Genomic DNA, 17006 nt, shown 5'->3' with positions numbered 1-17006 from the left:
TACCCACGCCCTCAGTCGGCCACGGGCAGGGTGAAGAAGAAGGTGCTGCCCGCGCCGAGCCGTGACTCGGCCCAGACGGTGCCGCCGTGCGCCTCCACCAGCGTCTTCACGATGTTCAGTCCGAGCCCCGTGCCCCGCTCGGACGCGCTCGCCGAGCGCCAGAAGCGCTCGAAGAGGTGCGGCAGGTCCGCGGGCGACACTCCCGGCCCGTTGTCCTTCACCGAGAAGCGCACCCTCCCGTCCACCGGCTTGACCCTCAAGGTGATGGTGCCCCCCGGGGGCGTGAACTTGAGGGCATTGCCCACCAGGTTGATGAGTACCTGAAGCACCCGCTCCCGGTCGGCCTTCACGGGTCTCGCCTCGGGACTCACCGCCACCCGCAGCTTCAGGGCCCTGCTCCGGGCGAGCGGCTCCAGCACCTGGAGCGCCTGCTCGATGAGCTCCCTCACCGGCAGCGGCTCGAGGGTGAGCGGCAGGGGCCCCCCGTGCAGCCGCGAGCGATCCAACAAGCCCCCGATGAGCTCGCGCATGTGCTCGGCCGAGTGGAGGATGGACTTCATGAGGCTCTCCTGGCGCGGGTGGGGCGTGCGCTCCTGGATGGCCGTGAGGAGGAGCTCCGCGTTGAGCCTCACCACGAGCAGGGGCGTCTTGATGTCGTGGGAGACGACGGCGAGCAGCTCGTCGCGCCAGCGCACCGCCTCCTGGGCTCGCGCGTAGAGATGCGCGGTGTCCACCGCCGCCGCGATGCGCTGGGCGAGCGCCTCGAAGAGCGCCACGTCGGCGGCCTCATGGCACCCGGGCTGGGCGGCGATGAGGCTCAACACCCCGAGCGTCCGGCCGCGCGCCTGGATGCGCAGGCGCAGGTTGGAGGGAAACCCGGACCACTCGGCCCGCTCCACCGCCGTGGGCGGCTCCGTCAGGTTCTCGAGGGTGGGTTGCATGGCCACCCAGGGGTGCTCCGTGACGGTCCGGGAGGCGAAGGGCGTGCCCTCCCGGGCCGGGTCCGGTGGCTCGGTGGCCACCAGGGCGATGCGCTCGGTGCCGCACGCGTCCCTGTCCTCACAGGCGAACAGGTCGATGACGCAGCAGTCGGCCCACGTGGGCACCAGCAGGCGCGCCAGCCCGGGAAGTGACGCGCGGTAGTCGAGCGACTGGGAGAGCAACGCGCCCGCCTCGGCGAGGAAGGCCTGGCGCCGATGGGCCTTCTCCCGCTCCTGGCGCGCTCGCTGCTCGCGCTCGAGCAGCTCGCGCTGGGCGCGCTCGCTCGCCTCCGCGCGCTCGCGCAGGCACACCTCGCGCCGCAGCGCATGGGCACGGTCCAGGGCCGTGGCGAGCTGGTTGGCCACCGCGTCGATGAACGCGAGCCCCTCCTCGGCCAGCACCCCCGCCACCTCCATGTGGAGCGAGCCGAAGGCGTGGCCCTTGGCCGCCAGTGGCAGGCTCACGAGCGTCGGCGTCACGCGGGGCTGGTGCGCGTCCCGCTCCTCCGGACCGCTTGGTGTCCCCATCGCTCCGCTCTGGGGCCGCACCCCGCTCACGCCCACCAGATAGCCATGGCGGGCGAGCGCCTGCTCCAGGGCTCCGGCCCACTGCGCGTCCGTCACGTCGTTGGCCCGCCAGGCCGTGAGGCCGGGGCGGTCCGGGCACGTCTGGCCGTCGGCATCCACGCCCTCGAGCAGCAAGGCGGTTCGCACGGGCAGCACCTGGGTGGCCAGCGCCATCAACCGGGGGAACGTGTGCTCCACGTTCTCGAAGCCGCTGAGCAGCTTGCTGATCTCATAGAGATAGCCCAGGTGCCGCCGGGCGTGCTCCAGCTCGCGGAAGACCGAGGGCGTGCCGGGCCGGGCGTCCCTCCAGGGGGGCTGGGGGGAGTCGTCGGGTGGAACCTCGGGGGCGGGGCTCGATTCCTCCATGGGGTGACTCCTGCCAGGACTCCTGGCGCGGGACCCTACTTGTGGCGTCTCCACTTGAGGCCCAGGCGGTGTTGGCTCCTCGTCCCTGAAGATGGGGTCGGCGCCTCGAACTGGCCACCCAATTTCAGACCGCCCTGCTCGAAGAGGATGCGGTGGCTGGAGCGGACATGGTCACTGCCTCGGGTCTTCACCACCGTGAGCACCGGCACCAGCCCCGCCCCCTCCTGGAGGTAGCGCAGCATGAAGATGTTGTCGGCCAGGGGCGACAGGCCGCGCTCGCTGAGGGTGTCGGTGATGAAGAGCGAGCGGGCCTCGACGGTGAAGAGGCTCGTCACCCCGAGCGTGCGCAGGCGCAGCACGAGCCCGTAGAGCAGCCGCCGCAGCTCCTCGGAGATGAACCCGAGCACCTCGATGTCGCTCGCGCTGTCGAGCACCAGCCGGGTGGGCCGCAGCTCCTGGATCTTCTGCTCCACCATGCTCAGGAAGCGCGAGGCGTGCAGGTGCTCGCGCGGCAGGTAGAGGATCTCCACCTTCCCGGTGGAGACGGCCTCGCCCAGCGGCAGTCCCAGGGACTCGGCGTCCTGGATGAGCTGATGGGTGCCCTCCTCGAGGGTGATGTAGAGCGCGCGCTCCTGGTGGCGGGCCGCCTCGAGCACGAACTGGACGCCGAGGGTGCTCTTGCCGGTGCCAGGGCTGCCCGACAGCAGGGTGACGCTGCCGTCCAGCAGCCCTCCGCCGAGCAGCGCGTCGAGCTGCGGCACTCCCGTGGGCACCCGCTCCTTGCGCCGCGAGGTGGGGGCGGGGGACTCCAGGCGGGGCACTTCGTCCAGGCGCGGGAAGACCTGGATGCCCCCGGCGCCGATGGTGATGGAGTGCCGGCCGGAGGCGTGCGCGGTGTTGCGCAGCTTGTGCACCTCGACATAGCGATGGCGCTCGAGCCCCTGGGCCTCCGCCCACAGGAGGATGAGCCCGTCCATCACCGTCTCCTCCACTCCGAAGCGGCTGTGCTGCTGAGTGCCGGCGGGCAGGTCGTTGGCGAAGAGGCCCACCGCGTTCTGGTTCTGGATGATGTTGGCCAGCCAGAACACCTTGTCCCGGGTGATTCTCCGGTCCTCGATCTTGTGGAGGAAGACGGACATGGAGTCGAGCACCACGCGCTGGGCTCCGAACGTCTCCACGCGCCGCTGCAGCTCCATCAGGTCCCGGTCCACGAGGATGTCGGGCTGGGGGATGAAGACGATCTGCACCATGCCCCGGTCGATCTCCCGGTCCAGCTCCCAGCCGAGCCCCCGGGCGGTGTCGCGCAGGCGCGCCTCGGTCTCCTCGAAGGAGAAGAAGAGGCCCTTGTGGCCGAGCTCCCGGGCGCCCCGGTAGACGAACTCCAGCCCCAGCACCGTCTTGCCGGTACCCGCCACGCCCGACACGATGATGCTCGAGCCCAGCGGGATGCCCTCGCCCAGCAGCGCATCGAGCTTGGAGATGCCGGTCTTCATCCGGCGGATGCCCTCCGCGCCCGACGCGTCCCGGCGCACGCGCTGCAGGGTGATGCTCGGGGCGTACACCTCGATGCCCGCCGAGGTGATGACGAAGGGGTGCTCGTCATGGCTGTGCGAGGTGCCGCGCATCTTGATGACTTGCAGCATCCGCTGCCGCTCGCCGGAGAGGTGGTGCTGCTTGACGGTGATGATGCCGTCGATGGCGGAGTAGGCCGGGTGCTCGAACTGCTCGGAGCTGTACTCCCCGAGCAGGAAGGTGGTGCACTCCCAGGCCATCAGCCGCACGGTGAGCTCGTAGGTGAACTTGCGCAGCTCCTCGGCGGACTGGGCCAGGTCATCGAAGACCTTGAAGCTGTCGATGACCACCATGGTGGGCTTGAACAGCTTGAGCTGCTCGATGAGCAGGTTGCTCGTCAGCTCGAGCCCCTTGGTGCGCAGGCTCAGGCCCAGGTCGACGAAGCGGATGTGCTCCTCGAGCAGCGTCGGATCGAAGAAGGCGAAGGGCCGCAGGTAGAGCAGCGTCTTGGCGGTGGGCTCGGAGAGGGTGTTGAAGTAGAGGACGCGGCCCCCCTGGGCGGCGTGGTGGAAGCACATCTGCTGGGTGAGGGTCGTCTTGCCCGAGCCCGGGGGGCCGGCGATGACGGAGATGACGCCCTTGGGCACGCCGCCGTGGAAGATGGCATCCAGGTTGGGAATGCCCGTCTGCAGCCGGGGAAGCGAGAAGGGTTCAGCGGGGCCGCTCATGGCTTTCCTCCCTGCGACGCTGGCACCCGCACCTTGCGCAACTCCGCGTGGAGGCCCGGGGTGAGGATCTCCCCCGTGAGCGTGCCGAACACCCGCAGCAGCTCGTACACCAGGAACACGAGCGAGTCCTCGAGCAGCGCGCCATCGAGGTCACGGATGGCATGACGCAGCTCACCGAAGTGCACGCCGCTCGTTTCGACCTTGAGCAGCGAGAGGTGGGGAAACTTCTCGCCGCCCTGGTGGAGCACCCGATCCACGATGGCCATCAGGGTCATCTCTCCCAAGCTCATGTGCGCGCGATGCCAGAGCGCGTCCAGGGCGCGCTCGAAGAGGTCCAGTAACGCGGGTGGCGCCAGGGTCCCCGTCCAGTCCGCGCGCCATGCGGTGATGGCCTCTTCGTGGATGTTCCGATCGGGCATGGGGGAACGGGGGATGGCGCGAATGCACCTTTGCCTTACATGGGGGCGTGGGGCGATGTCCACCTCTGGGAAGACCTCGTGTCACATACCCTGGTGGGTCGGGAGCGAGGGCCCCGGGGGGCGGGAGGGTGCCGGGCCATGATAGACACCGGCGCATGCTCATCTCTTCCTGGCGAGGCCTGGCACACGCGAGTGTGTCGATGGGCCTGTCCATCTTGTGCTGCGCGGCCGCTCCCTCCGAACCTTCTTCCGAGACCCCGGCACGCAGGGTGAGTCCCTCGGGAGGACGCTTCAGCATCGAGTTCCCCTCCGAGCCCACGTGCGACACGAACCCCGAGCTGTCGGACTGCCGCTATGAGGACCCCACGGACGGATGGCTCTTGCGCGTGTCGTACGGGAAGGCGGACGTCGAGGGCACGCCCGCCGCGTACCTCCAGCTCCAGCTGGACCGGAACGCGGAGGAGGGGGGCTTCGAGATCAAGCGCCAGGAGCCCCTGCTCGTGGGCGCCTTCCCCGCGCTCGACTACCGGTTCGAGTCCATCGATGGCTCGACGTACCGATCGGCGGGGCGGCTGGTGCTCGTCGGCGCGCAGCTCGTGGACATCGAGGTGGGTGGCGAGACGCTTCCCCCCGAGGCGGTGCTCCAGCAGTTCGTGAACTCCTTGCGCGTGGAGGGGCCGTCCGCGCCGCCCGTGGCGCCTCCGTCCGTCGTGGCGACCCCGCCCGCCGTGGCAGCCAACCCCGCCGCCGAGAGCCTCACCCCACCCCCGCCCACCGTGGCCTCCACTCCGCCCGCCGTGGCCTCTACTCCTCCCGCGGTGGTGAGCCCCACCCCATCCCCCGTCGCGCTCGCCACGTTGACGCTGCTCCAATCGTCGCTGCTCAAGCCGGGAGCGTTCCAGTACCAGAGCATCCAGGAGAAGCTGCCCGAAGGCGTGCTGCCCTGGAGCTTCACGGTGGGCACCATCCAGCGCAGCACCGCGCGCAAGCGCGACAAGAAACGCAACGCGTTCGTCATCACCGACACGAGCAGCACTCCCGCGGGCAAGGTCGAGAACCGCTACTGGGTGGACACGAAGACCCTGCTGCCCTACCGGTGGGAGGGCCGGTCTCCCGGCAAGGCCTCGATGCTCCTGGAACTCGTCGACGGAGCGCTGCGCGGCGAGCGCAAGGGCGCCACCCCGGCGAAGTTCGATCAGCCCGTGGGCGACAAGCCGCTGCTGTTTCCGGGCGCTCCCCTGGAGCTCGCCCTCACCACGCTGCCCCTGGGGCAGGGATTCACGGGAAGCCTCGAGGTGCTCGAGCCGGAGGGGCTGGACACGGGCAAGCCCGTCACCACCTGGGAGATCTCGGTCCCCTTCGCGGGCGTGGTCTCGGGCCTGGGCAACCTGAAGAAGCAGATCCCCTGCTTCAAGGTCGAGCTGCTCGAGCGCACCGAGGACAAGAAGCCGCGGAAGATCCTCCTGTGGATCGAGAACGCCAAGGTGCGCCGCGTGCTGCAGATGGAGCTGCTGGTCCCCAAGGAGCAGGGGGAGGACAGGACCCTTCAAATGATCCAGCTCCGGCGTTGAGCCGTGGGGCTGCGTGAATCGGGCCCGTGGGGGAGGGCTCGAGTGTCAGACGCGCTCTGTATGTTTCGTCTTGCCGCCGCTGACCTCTCCTTCCAGAGACGCGAGATGAAACCCGGATCGATTCGTCGCTTGTTGTGGTGTGCCTCTGGTGTGTCCTGCCTGGGAGTCGTTGGAATGGGACTCTCTGGAGCGAGGGACATGCTCCAGGCGGTGTCCGCTCCGGGCTCCGAGCACTCCGCCGCCGAGGTGAGCATCATCTGGCCGGAGGACGGAGCGGTGCTTGGAGGAAACGTCCACGTCTTCGTCCCCGCCCGTGACGAGCGCCGCATCGCCCGGGTGGACGTGCTGCTCGATGACACGCGGCTCATCGGCTCGTTGCCTGGGGGCGTCTACTCGCTCACCTGGAACACCCGGGGCATCGCCTGGGGCGAGCACACGCTGACGGCCCGGGCGTATGACACCTCGGGACGCACGAGCACCTCGGCGCCGGTGACGGTGACCGTGGGCGAGCCGCTCGCGGTGACCGTGTCCTCGTTCGGGGTGGGGTCCACGTCGTCGGGGAAGCTGTCGCTCTCGGCCATCGTCGAGCACGCGCGAGGAGGCGCCTGGGTGCAGTTCCTCACCGAGGAGCGCTATCTGTGCGACGCGCACGAGCCCCCCTACACCTGCAAGGTGTCCACGGAGTCGCTCCCGGACGGGCCCCTGGAGGTGCGCGCCGAGGTCTATGACGACGTGGGCAACCACGCCCTCTCCGAGTGGGTGCGCATTCCCCTGGACGACGCGCGCGCCGCGTCCACCGTCAGCCTCACCCTGCCCGCCAGGCGCGTCCCGGTGCGCTGAGCGCGAGGACTTCCCCCGGGGGGCCCGCTGGCTCGTCGAGGAGGAGGAGCGGCCCTGGCCCGCGGTCGCCGAGGACGAGGCGACCCGGCGCGCGGTGTGGGACACCACCGGGCGGCTCCTGGGCTGAAGCGCGAAAGTCCTGGCCGCCGCTGCGCATTCGAGCAGTGGTGCACTTCTCCCTTCCGCGCGGACGGGTGGAGCGCCGTGCCTCGCGCTATGTTGAGCTCCATGTATCCTGGCTCGCGCGTCTGGCGGCTCGTGCTTCCCCTGTCCCTGTCCCTCGTCGGGTGCCGTAGCCCGGTCGAGCGGGAGATCGACAATGGAGATGAGGCGAAGCTCGCCCAGGCGCTCGCGTCCCCGGAGGTCCGGGAGAAGCTGGCCACCCGGGGGGATCGATGGTTGCTGCGCGCCGTGCAGGCGGGGCATGCCGAGTCCGTGGAGGCCCTGCTGAGCGCCGGAGTCGCGCGGGCGGAGGCGGACCTCGATGGGCGCGCGCTGCTGTCCCAGGCGATGACCATCGAGGATCCCCGGGCCGCCGCCGCGGTCATCCGCGTGCTGGTGCGGCACGGCGCGCGGCCCACGAGCCTGGATGCCCAGGGCCGCACCGCCCTGCACGAGGCCCTGGAGCTGCGCCGCCCGCGCATCGTGAGCGAGCTGCTGACGCTGGCTCCCGATCTCGAGGACTTCGAAGCGCTGCCGGAGCGGCTGCTCGTGCGGGCCGCGCAGTTGGGAGATGCCGAGAGCGTCCAGGTGCTCGTTCGCGCGGGGGTGCCGCTGGAGGATCCGGCCCTGCTGTCCTCGCCGCTGCCTCCGGAGATCCTCCGGTCATTGCGCGCGGCCCACCTGCACTTCCTCCTGGAGCGCGCCGCCGAGCAGGGGGAGGGGGCGGTGCTCAAGGGGCTGATCACCGGCACTGCTCCCGAGGTGTGGGATGTGCTGCGCATCAGCCCCGCCCACCTGGCGGTGCTCACCCATGATCGCAAGCGGCTCGCGGCGGTGCTCAAGGAGGATCCGGGGCTGAGGGACGCCGTGGATGGGCGGGGCCTGGGGCTCTTGCACTACGCCGCCCTCACCGCCGAGCCCCGGATGGCCACCGCGCTCGTCAAGGCGGGGGTGGATCTGGAGGCCCGCACGCCGATGAGCCGCACTCCGCTCATGCTGGCCGCCCAGAAGGGCCGCGTGGAGATGGTGCGGGAGTTGATCAGCCAGGGCGCGGAGGTGAACACCGAGGGCGCGGCGGGCCATTGCGCCCTCTCGTTGGCGGCGCGCGGAGGGCATGCCGCCACGGTCGACGCGCTCGTGTCCTCGGGCGCGCTGCTCGTGCGCGAGCACTTCATCGCGCGAGCCACCTCCGAGCCCGTGAAGGAGGCCCTGACGCGGGCGCACGAGCGCTTCCTCTTGCGGTGGGCCTCGGAGACCGGGCAGCGCGCGGAGGAGGTCCGTTTGCGGCGCGAAGGGGTGTCCTTCTCCCAATGGGAGGGGGCGTTCGATCATACCCCCTACGTGCGCGCCCTCCTGAAGGAGGAGATCCCCGAGCTCGAGGCGCTGGCGGCGCGCAACCCGTCGGACTTCAAGTCCCTGCTCGGCCAGCGCGAGGCCCGCACGCTGCTGCACTGGGCCGCGCTCGGGGGCGCGGAGAAGAGCGCGGCGTGGTTGCTGGATCGGGGGGCGGTGCTGGAGGCGGAGGAACCCGCGCGCGGGTCGTCCCGGGGAGGCACCCCGCTGCGGATGGCGCTCGAGGAGGGTCACCTCGGTGTGGCCGCGTTGTTCGTCGAGCGCGGCGCGGTGTGGGGACAGGGCGAGCCTGGGGGAGAGGCCTCGCCGGAGCGGGATCGCCTCCTCGCCCGGGCCCGGAGGAATGGCGAGCTGCGCGCCGCGCTGAGGGAGGGACGGCTCGAGGTGCTGCCCGCGCTGCTCGAGGCGGGCGCGAGCGTGGATGCCGCGGCGGAGCTGCTCGCTCCCTCGGCGCTCGCGTGGCGCGTCCTGCGGGGAGATGGACTCGAGGCCCTCACCCGGCGGGAGCTGAACGCGCGGCCGGCCGACGTGGCGGGCCGCTCGGTGCTGCATTACGCCGCGGCGGCGGGCAACGTCGCGGCGGTGGAGAAGCTGCTGTCGCTCGGGCTCGCGGTGAGCGCGAAGGACAGGACGGGCATCACGCCCCTGGGCTACGCGGCGCGGCGCGGAGACGTGCCCACGCTGCGCCGGCTCCTGGAGGCGAGGGCCTCCGCGCTGGAGCCCGCGCGGCCGGGAATGCCCGCGCTCGACTTCGTCCTGTGCGAGCCCCATCCGGAGGCGGCCCTGTTGCTGCTGGAGCGGGCGGAGGCGTCCTCCACGAGCGCCGCGTGCTGGCCGAAGGCGCTGCGGCACGTGCTCTCGCGGGGCGAGGAGCGGGAGGCGCTCGCCCTGCTGGGCCACTGGAAGCCCACCGGGGAGGACTTCTCCTCGGAGCTGGCCCTGGCGGCGGCCGTGGGGGGCCGCACGCAGGTGGTGCGCTGGTTGTTCGACAACCTGGAGCCGCTCGCCCAGGGCTGGCGGCAGGCCCTGCTGTGGAAGGCCGCCGAGGTGGGGGCTCGGGACACGGTGGCGCTGCTGATCGATCGGAGCCCGCCGGGCGAGGTCCGGGCGCTGCTCCAGGAGAGCGCGCGCCTCGCCCTCGTCGCGGGGCGGCCCGCGGTGGCGATGCTCGCGGTGGATCGGGGCGCGGAGCCGTTGACGCTGTCGGCGGAGAAGGATTCCCGCAGGCTCGTGGGAGCGACGCCGGAGCATCCCCGGGCGGTGTCGCTGGCGGGCCTGGCGCTGGCGCTGGGCGAGCGGACGTTCCTCGAGCACCTGGAGCGTCAGCGGCCCGAGGTGTGGAAGCGGCTCCAGGAGGATCTGGACTACTTCCCGCTGGCGGTGCGGGGAGGGCAGCTCGCGCTCGTGCGGCGCTATGTGGAGACGGGGGCGAACCTGCTGGGCGAGGACGTCACGGGCGCGCCGCTCCTGGGGACCGCGGGCAGCGTGGAGGTGGCGGACTGGCTCTTCGAGCATGGCGCCATCCTGGAGCCGCCCCCGCCGCTCGGAGATCCCACCGTGCCGCGGGTGGAGCCGGATCCCCCCTTCACCGTGGCCGTCTCCCGGGGGCACTTCGACGTGGCCCGGTTCTTCCTGTCGCGTGGTGCCACGGCCCGCGTGGCTCCGGTGCTCGCGTTCCTCGAGGCGCGTTTGAACGCCGGCGAGCCCCTGGAGGAACTGGGGGCCAACACGCTCCAGGCGCTGGGCGAGCTGCTCCGGCAGCCGGCGTGGACGGTGGCGCAGCGGGTGGAGGTGGTGGAGCAGCTCGCCCGGCGCTTCTGCGGCACGCCCGCGCTGTTGGAGTCCGCTCTGTCCGGGCTGTCCACCGCGGAGGTGGCGGAGCGGACGGGGCCCGTGCTCGTCCAGCTCACGCGGTGCGCGGATCCCCGGACGCTCGAGGTGCTGGTGCGGCGGGGCGCGAACCCGCACGCGGTGGATGGCGCGGGGCTGGACGTGCTCGCGCATGCGCTCCGAGCGGGGAATGTGCCAGCGGCGCGGGCGCTGCTCTCGTTCGGGGTGAAGCCGCTGGCCTCGGTGGGAGACCCCTTCGCCCCGGTGCGGCTCGCCGTGGACATGAAGCTGGACGGACTGGCGCGGGAACTGCTCGAGCGGGGATTGGAGGCGCGCGAGCTGGAGGGGCCGCGGCTCGACGCGGCCCTGGTGTTGGCGCTGCGGACCCACGCCTGGACGCTGGCGGCGCGGCTGTTGTCACGAGGGGCGAGCGTCCGCGCGGAGAGCGGGGAGGGGCCCACGGCGCTCACCCTGGCGTTGAGCGAGGGTGGGCCCTGGCTGGTGGAGCTGTTCCTGGCGATGGGGGCGACGGATCCCTCGGGCGAGGCGCTCGCGGTGTTGCTGGGCCAGGGACAGCAGGACGCGGCCCGGCGGCTGCTGTATGAGGGGCGCGTGCCACCGGACATCGCGTTCGAGCGGCTGTCCACGGCGCTCGCCGCGGGGGCGGAGGCGGGCACCTCCACGCTCCTGCACGACTGGGCGATGCGCAAGTGGAGCACGCTCTCGCGGGAGAACCTCGAGTGGCTGCTGCGGCTCGCGGTGAGCGAGGATGACGAGGCGTTGTCGGCGGTCCTGTTGGAGCAGGGGCGGTTGGACGTGCGGCTCGCGGACGGCGAGGGGAGGACGCTGCTGCATCGCGCGGCCGAGCGGGCGGGAGCGCGGCTGGTGGAGTACCTCGTGGGGCATGGCGCGCCGCTGGACGCCGAGACACGGGAGTGCGTGCGTCCGTTGGATCTGGCGCGGGGGCGCGAGGACCGTGAGGGGCGCAAGGTGGTGAGAGTGCTCGAGGAGCGGGGTGCCACACCTGGCGGATGCCGGGGCCCGGGTTAGCGGGGAGCCCCGAAGGGTAGCAGGTGCTCCTGGACGATCTGCTCCAGGGCTCGCACTTCGTCCTCGGAGAGGGCGCTGAAGTACTTGTTCCGCTTGGTCGGCGACAACCGGCCTTCGTTCTGGAGACAGAACTGGACGAAGCGGTTGCGCATCGTGTCCGACATCTCGACGACGTTCTCCATCTTCTCTCGGGCCTCTCGGTAGCGGACGACGAAGTCCAACTCCTCGCGAAACTCCGTGTGGATGGTCTCCTCGGTCCAGCGGTAGAGATCCTCGGCCATCCGCGTGAAGTCGCTGTAGCGGTAGAAGCCGCCCGTCTCTTCCTTCACCGAGAGGCTCCACGCCTCGTCCGTTTCGTACTTCAGCCGGGTCATCAGTGGCTTGGAGAAGGACTCGAGGCACGCATCGTACTCCCCCCGTTTCTGCAACATGACGGCGGAGATGGGAAAGACGAGCCCCTGGGGAGTGAAACCAGCACGCGACAGGATGTAATGGATGAGCAGCCGGTGGAGCCGTCCATTTCCATCCTCGAAGGGGTGGACGAAGACGAAACCGAAGGAGATGGCGGCCGCATGGACGATCGGCTCCACCTGGGATGCCGTCATCCGCTCCAGGCAGGACAGCAGTCCGCTCATCAAGCGGGGAACGTCCTCGGGACGCGGCGGAACGAAGTGGATCCGCTGACGCATTCCCACGGATTCACCGACGTAGTTCTGCTCCTCGCGATAGTCATGCTCCCCGAAGCGCGGCTCCACGATCACGTTCTGCATCTGGACCAGTGCGGCCTTGTCGAGAGAAGTCCTGTCGGGCAGCTCTCGCAAGAGGGAAACGAAGCGCGCGGCACGATCCTCGCTGGGCTTCTCCCGCTCGATGTCGAACGAGGAGCGTGTCTCCTTCGTGTAGAGGTAGCTGACGGCACGGCGCAGGGCATCCTCGTCGTAGGACGCCACGATCCGCTTCGCCTCCTCGGCGAGCCGTTTCGCCTCGAACGCCTGGAGCGTGGGCGTGCGGCGCACCATGGGACAGAAGTCCACGTTGCCCAGGAGATTGTCGAGCACCCGGTGTCGCCGGCTTCGCACGGGAGCCGCCGTGTAATAGCGCTCAGGGTCGAGCAACTCGATGTAGTTGCCCTGGGTCGCGTCCTCCAGGGGCAACTGGCGTCCCATGAGGAACTCGTAGAGAAACCACAGTCGGCGCGTGTACTGCCCCGTGGGCCGCTCCTGGATATGGCGGCACAGGTCGTTCACGAAAGACGTCCCCTCCACCGCGCGGAACAACGCGGCGAGCACCTCCAGGGAAAGCCCCTCATGCTTGAGGGCGAACTCCAGGTGGGCGAAGAGCGATGGGCCCGGGTCGTAGGCGCTCGGATAGACCGCGAACTCGTGCCCCCCACTGAGGTGCACGCGCTTGCTCGATACTTGCGCCCAGGAGGAGGTCTGGTGCGGAGGAAGCACAGCGAGGCGGTAGTCCTCGATGACTTTCGCGTACCCGATGGGGGTACTCCCGGAAGCATTCACTCCTGAACCCCTTGATTCCACTGGCTCTTTGGTCGAAATCGGTGGTGGTTTGTCGAAATCGATAGCCGGAGACCTTCTACGCAATTTGCATTTCAACGCGTGTAGAAATCGTTAGAAACAGGGCCTGTTTCCCCAGAACAGTTATGTTCCAGGCCCTCCAGCCGAGCGGCGGAGGAGCGTCTGAGCGTCCCCTTGGCTGGATGGGTGGGGTGTGCGTGCGCGACGCCACCGTCAGCCGCGCGAGTCACTCCAGGGGCTTGTAGATGTCGTCGTCGAAGGACTCATCGGGCGGCGTCAGGCGTTGCCGGCGCGTGTCCTACAGCTCGAGTCACAGTGCCTCGGGGCTGGGATGGAAGCCCTTCGATCGGGTGCGTCTCGTTGAATAAAAGGCAGCCGAGCGAGTCAGGGGACACAGGCCGTTCGCCGCCCCGAGGAAATCATGACTCGCCGCCTCCAGTTCCTGTCCGCCGCAGTGCTCACCGGAATGCTGCTCGCCGCTCCCCAGGCCGAGGCCCGCTTCGGCAAGCGCTCGTCGACGGAGTCCCAGGACGACTCGCGTGAGACGCGCGAGTCGCGCGACTCGGGCTCGACGCACGATGCCTCTCCGGTGAACGCTCCCTCGCCTTCGCATGACTCCGGGCGCGACGACCGCCCGCGCGGACGGCCCCGTTACGAATCCCGACCACGCTATTATGCGCCGCCGCCTCCCGTCGTGTATGTCGACCCGGCCCCCTCCTATTACGTCGAGCCGGCCCCGTCTTATTACGCGGCGCCCGTGTCCTCCTCGGTGGCCGCCGCGGCGGACGAGTACATGTCTCGCCGCTACAAGAACTTCCTGTTCGGGCTCGACACCCTGATCCTCCGGGAGGGTGCCGGGGTGGCGCTCCATCTGGGCTTCGAGGGGGATCGGCTCGGCCTGATGCTGCGCGCGGGCGCACTGAGCTTGCGGGCGGATGATGGCAGTGGTGACACGGACTCCCTCGCCCTGCTGTCGGGGCACTTGTCGTGGGCGGTGCTCAAGGGGGACAGCGGCCGGTTGCGGCTGGAGGGCGGGTTGTCCATGGCCCGGGCGCCCGACATCACCTTCGTGGGCCCCAGTCTGGGCGTCTCGGCCGAGTACTACCTGTCGGACTTCTTCGCCCTGGAGGGGCGGGTGCACCTGACCCCCGTGCCCTACCGTCAGCTCGACGCGGCGGGCGGGGTGGTCGTGTACTTCGGCTACAAGCTGTTCGCCTTGCGCGGCGGCATGCGGATGCTGGTGCTGAACGATGCCGGCCTGGTGGATGGCGTCGTGCACCAGGACGTGCTCCCGGGTCCGTACCTCTCGATCGGCCTGACCATCTGACGCCGGGCGCGCGTGGGGTTCTGGGTTAGCGTGAGTGCCCAGGAGACGAGGGGCACCATGCGAGCTTCGTGGAAGGCGTGCCGAGGACTGATGTGGATGGGAGCGCTGTGCGCCTCGTGCGAGGCGCTGGCGCTGTCGCTGTCGCCCTGGCTGATTCCGGCCTCGTTTCCCCAGCCCGGCGAACTTTATCTCAACGGGGGGTTCCTCTTCAGCGCGACGGGGCGCCCCAGTGGTCCGGCGATGGGGCTCGGCGCGGAGCTCAGCCTCCATGCCTTCTTCGAGGCCGTGCCCATCGCGGGGGTGGGCGTCTTCGGCCAATGGCAGTCCATCAACGGCGAGCATCACCGTGTCTGCGCTGGCGTGCAGGCCACCACCCTCGTCCTGGGAGCCGAGCTGGGCGTGGCCCATGACTTCGCCGGAGCCCAGGGAGTGGCGACGACGAGCGTGCATCTCCAGCCCTTCTTCAGCATGGGCTTCCTGACGGCCGGCCTGCGCATCGGGATTCCGGTGGCGACCGGTCCCGGAGATCGGCCCGGTTATGGAAGCGACGTGGGTTTCGTCCTGTCGCTCAAGCTGCCGGTGCCGTTGAAGAAGAATCTCGACGGTGAGGGCTGACGGGCTCCCTCCACGCGAGCCGGGCCTCAGCGGCCCCCGTGGATGCGCTGGGCGCAGTCGATGAAGCGCAGGAGCGCCCGGGAGGTGAAGCCCTCGCGTCGGCGGATGAAGACGGTGGTGACGCGCGAGCGCGAGGTGGGCAGGGCATGCACGGCGACCGAGCCCGCGCGCCAGGCCGCCTCCACCACGGCGCGCGGCAGCAGCGTGAGGCCCATGCCCGCGCTCACGCAGCCGAGGATGCCATCCAGCGTGCCGAGCTCGAGCGTGCGCAGCGCCTTGAGCCCGCGCGAGGCCAGGAAGTGCTCGAGGTGCTGGCGGTAGGCGCAGCCGGTGCGGAAGACGAGCACCTTGGGGCCTCCGCTCAGGGCCGGGAGCTCCTCGAGGCGCACGCCGGGCGCCGTCACGAGCACCAGCTCCTCGGTGACCACGGGCTCCTCGATGAGCTCGCGGTGGCGCACCGGCCCCGCCACGAAGGCGCCCTCCAGCCGGTGCTCCAGCACGTCCGCGAGGAGCCCCTGGGTGGTGCCGGTGCGCAGCGAGACGTCCACCTGGGGACACTCCCGGGTGTACGCGACGAGGATGGGCGTGAGGCGCAGCGCGGCGGTCGTCTCCAGCGAGCCCAGGCTCAACGTGCCGTGTGGCTCGGGGCCGTCCGCCACGGCCTGGCGGGCCTCGGCCATGAGCCGCTCGGCCTGGGTGGCGTAGGGCAGCAGCCGCTGGCCCGCGCTGGTGAGCTTCACCCCGCGGCTGTGCCGGTCGAACAGCGGCACGCCCAGCTCCTCCTCCAACCGGCGGATGCGCGCGGTGACGTTGGACTGCACCGTGTGCAGCTCCTGTGCCGCCCGGCCGATTCCCCCCGTGCGGGCCACGGCCTCGAAGACCTTGAGTTCGGCTGCGTCCATGTCGGCACCTCGCGGGGGAGCGCGGCGCGGAGGGCTCGGGAGGAGCCATCGCTTCGGGCGATGACTCCCATCTGAACGATTCGCTACCGCGGATGGGCTCGCGGACACATTGTAGAGTCGGAGTTTCCCAGGAGGAAGGCATGACCCGGTCCACCGCTTGGAGTCGGCTCGCCGCGTTGCTGGGCGTCGAGCATCCCATCATCCAGGCCCCCATGGCGGGGGGCGCCACCACCCCGGAGCTGGTCGCCGCCGTGTCGAACGCGGGCGGGCTGGGCTCGACGGGCGCGGCCTACTTGAAGCCCGAGGACATCGTGAAGCACTCGCGGCGGGTACGCGAGCTCACCGACCGTCCCTTCGCCATCAACCTCTTCGTGCCCCCGCCGCCGCCCGCCGAGGTCGCGCCGGACCGGATGCTGGCGGTGCTCGCGGACTACCATGCACGGCTCGGGCTCGCGCCGCCCCAGCCTCCCACCTCCCCCATGCCCTCCTTCGAGGAGCAGGTGGACGCCGTCGCGGAGAGCGGCGCGCGCGTCTTCAGCTTCATCTTCGGGGTGCCGCCCGCGGGAGTGCTCGCGCGGCTGAGGGCGAGGGGCCTGGTGCTCGCCGGCACGGCCACGACCGTGCGGGAGGCGAAGCTGCTGGAGGAGGCGGGCGTGGACTTCATCGTCGCGCAGGGCAGTGAGGCCGGAGGACACCGGGGCACGTTCGTGGGGCCCGTGGAGAAGGCCCTGGTGGGCACGATGGCGCTGGTGCCGCAAGTGGCCGACGCCGTGGGCTTGCCGGTGGTCGCCAGCGGAGGCCTCATGGATGGGCGGGGCATCCGCGCCGCGCGGGCGCTCGGGGCGGCGGGCGTGCAGCTGGGCACGGCGTTCCTCACCTGCCCGGAGTCGGGCATCGCTCCCGTCTACAAGGCCGCGCTCCGAGAGGCGAAGGACGACTCGACCGTGCTCACGCGCGCCTTCTCCGGCCGTCCGGCCCGGGGGATCGCCAATGACTTCACCGAGGCCCTGCGCGACTCGCCCGACATCCTGCCCTTCCCCCTCCAGCACGCGGCCACGACGCCGCTGCGCGGTGCCTCGGCGGCGCGAGGCGACTCGCGCTTCATGGCGCTGTGGGCGGGACAGGCCGCCGCGCTGTCGCGGAGCCTGCCCGCGGCGGAGCTGATGCGCACGCTCATCGAGGAGTCCGAGCGCGGGGCTTGAGCGCGGGACGTTGCCTCCTGGCCGGATGCCCTCCGAGCGTGCTGACG

At 70.7% G+C, this 17006-nt stretch carries 11 protein-coding genes; 6 read left to right on the top strand and 5 right to left on the bottom strand.

Translation table 11 applies throughout. From position 1 onward, the window contains the following. Nucleotides 1-11: 11 nt before the first annotated feature. From CYFUS_RS50020 to CYFUS_RS50010, 3 genes are read right to left on the bottom strand one after another with little or no spacing between them, the layout of a single operon-like run. A complete protein-coding gene (locus CYFUS_RS50020; RefSeq protein WP_095991683.1) occupies nt 12-1913 on the bottom strand; it encodes a GAF domain-containing sensor histidine kinase in 1902 nt (633 codons plus the stop codon). Between the two features lie 35 nt (nt 1914-1948). Further along, nucleotides 1949-4153 (bottom strand): ATPase domain-containing protein, encoded by a 2205-nt coding sequence (locus tag CYFUS_RS50015; protein ID WP_095991682.1) that lies wholly within the window; start codon nt 4151-4153, stop codon nt 1949-1951. Further along, on the bottom strand, nt 4150-4572 hold the full coding sequence (locus tag CYFUS_RS50010) for a hypothetical protein (protein ID WP_095991681.1): 423 nt from the start codon (nt 4570-4572) through the stop codon (nt 4150-4152). The genes CYFUS_RS50015 and CYFUS_RS50010 overlap by 4 nt, the downstream gene beginning before the upstream one ends. Nucleotides 4573-4727: 155 nt before the next feature. Here CYFUS_RS50010 and CYFUS_RS50005 point away from each other — a divergent pair, with 155 nt between their 5' ends. From CYFUS_RS50005 to CYFUS_RS49990, 3 genes are all read left to right on the top strand, one after another. Then, nucleotides 4728-6143 carry a hypothetical protein gene (locus CYFUS_RS50005; RefSeq protein ID WP_095991680.1) on the top strand — a complete coding sequence of 472 codons (1416 nt, stop codon included), beginning with the start codon at nt 4728-4730 and terminating at the stop codon, nt 6141-6143. A 174-nt stretch (nt 6144-6317) separates the two neighbouring features. Beyond that, the gene (locus tag CYFUS_RS50000) at nt 6318-6983 is read left to right on the top strand and encodes an Ig-like domain-containing protein (protein WP_157759129.1); all 666 of its coding nucleotides are present in this window, start codon (nt 6318-6320) and stop codon (nt 6981-6983) included. 228 nt (nt 6984-7211) lie between these two features. Continuing rightward, nucleotides 7212-11378: an ankyrin repeat domain-containing protein gene (locus tag CYFUS_RS49990; RefSeq protein ID WP_198316420.1), complete on the top strand. Its 4167-nt coding sequence runs from the start codon at nt 7212-7214 to the stop codon at nt 11376-11378. Here the strand turns inward: CYFUS_RS49990 and CYFUS_RS49985 are convergent. Beyond that, nucleotides 11375-12781, bottom strand: coding sequence for a Fic family protein (locus CYFUS_RS49985; protein WP_157759127.1), 1407 nt, complete (start codon nt 12779-12781; stop codon nt 11375-11377). The two genes, CYFUS_RS49990 and CYFUS_RS49985, sit on opposite strands and share 4 nt — an antisense overlap. A gap of 553 nt (nt 12782-13334) precedes the next feature. Here CYFUS_RS49985 and CYFUS_RS49980 point away from each other — a divergent pair. Together CYFUS_RS49980 and CYFUS_RS49975 are read left to right on the top strand one after the other, a co-directional pair. Continuing rightward, the gene (locus tag CYFUS_RS49980; protein ID WP_095991676.1) at nt 13335-14240 is read left to right on the top strand and encodes a hypothetical protein; all 906 of its coding nucleotides are present in this window, start codon (nt 13335-13337) and stop codon (nt 14238-14240) included. 57 nt (nt 14241-14297) lie between these two features. Then, nucleotides 14298-14855 (top strand): hypothetical protein, encoded by a 558-nt coding sequence (locus CYFUS_RS49975; RefSeq protein ID WP_157759126.1) that lies wholly within the window; start codon nt 14298-14300, stop codon nt 14853-14855. 26 nt (nt 14856-14881) lie between these two features. Here the strand turns inward: CYFUS_RS49975 and CYFUS_RS49970 are convergent, their stop codons facing one another. Next, a complete protein-coding gene (locus tag CYFUS_RS49970) occupies nt 14882-15757 on the bottom strand; it encodes a LysR substrate-binding domain-containing protein (RefSeq protein ID WP_095991674.1) in 876 nt (291 codons plus the stop codon). Between the two features lie 140 nt (nt 15758-15897). On the opposite strand from CYFUS_RS49970, the gene CYFUS_RS49965 reads away from it, so the two are divergent. Then, on the top strand, nt 15898-16959 hold the full coding sequence (locus CYFUS_RS49965) for an NAD(P)H-dependent flavin oxidoreductase (protein ID WP_095991673.1): 1062 nt from the start codon (nt 15898-15900) through the stop codon (nt 16957-16959). Nucleotides 16960-17006 lie beyond the last annotated feature (47 nt).

The organism is Cystobacter fuscus (assembly GCF_002305875.1).
Taxonomy (GTDB): Bacteria; Myxococcota; Myxococcia; order Myxococcales; family Myxococcaceae; genus Cystobacter; species Cystobacter fuscus_A.
The sequence above is the reverse complement of the archived record's forward strand: the minus strand, read 5'-3'. Positions and strand labels throughout refer to the sequence as shown.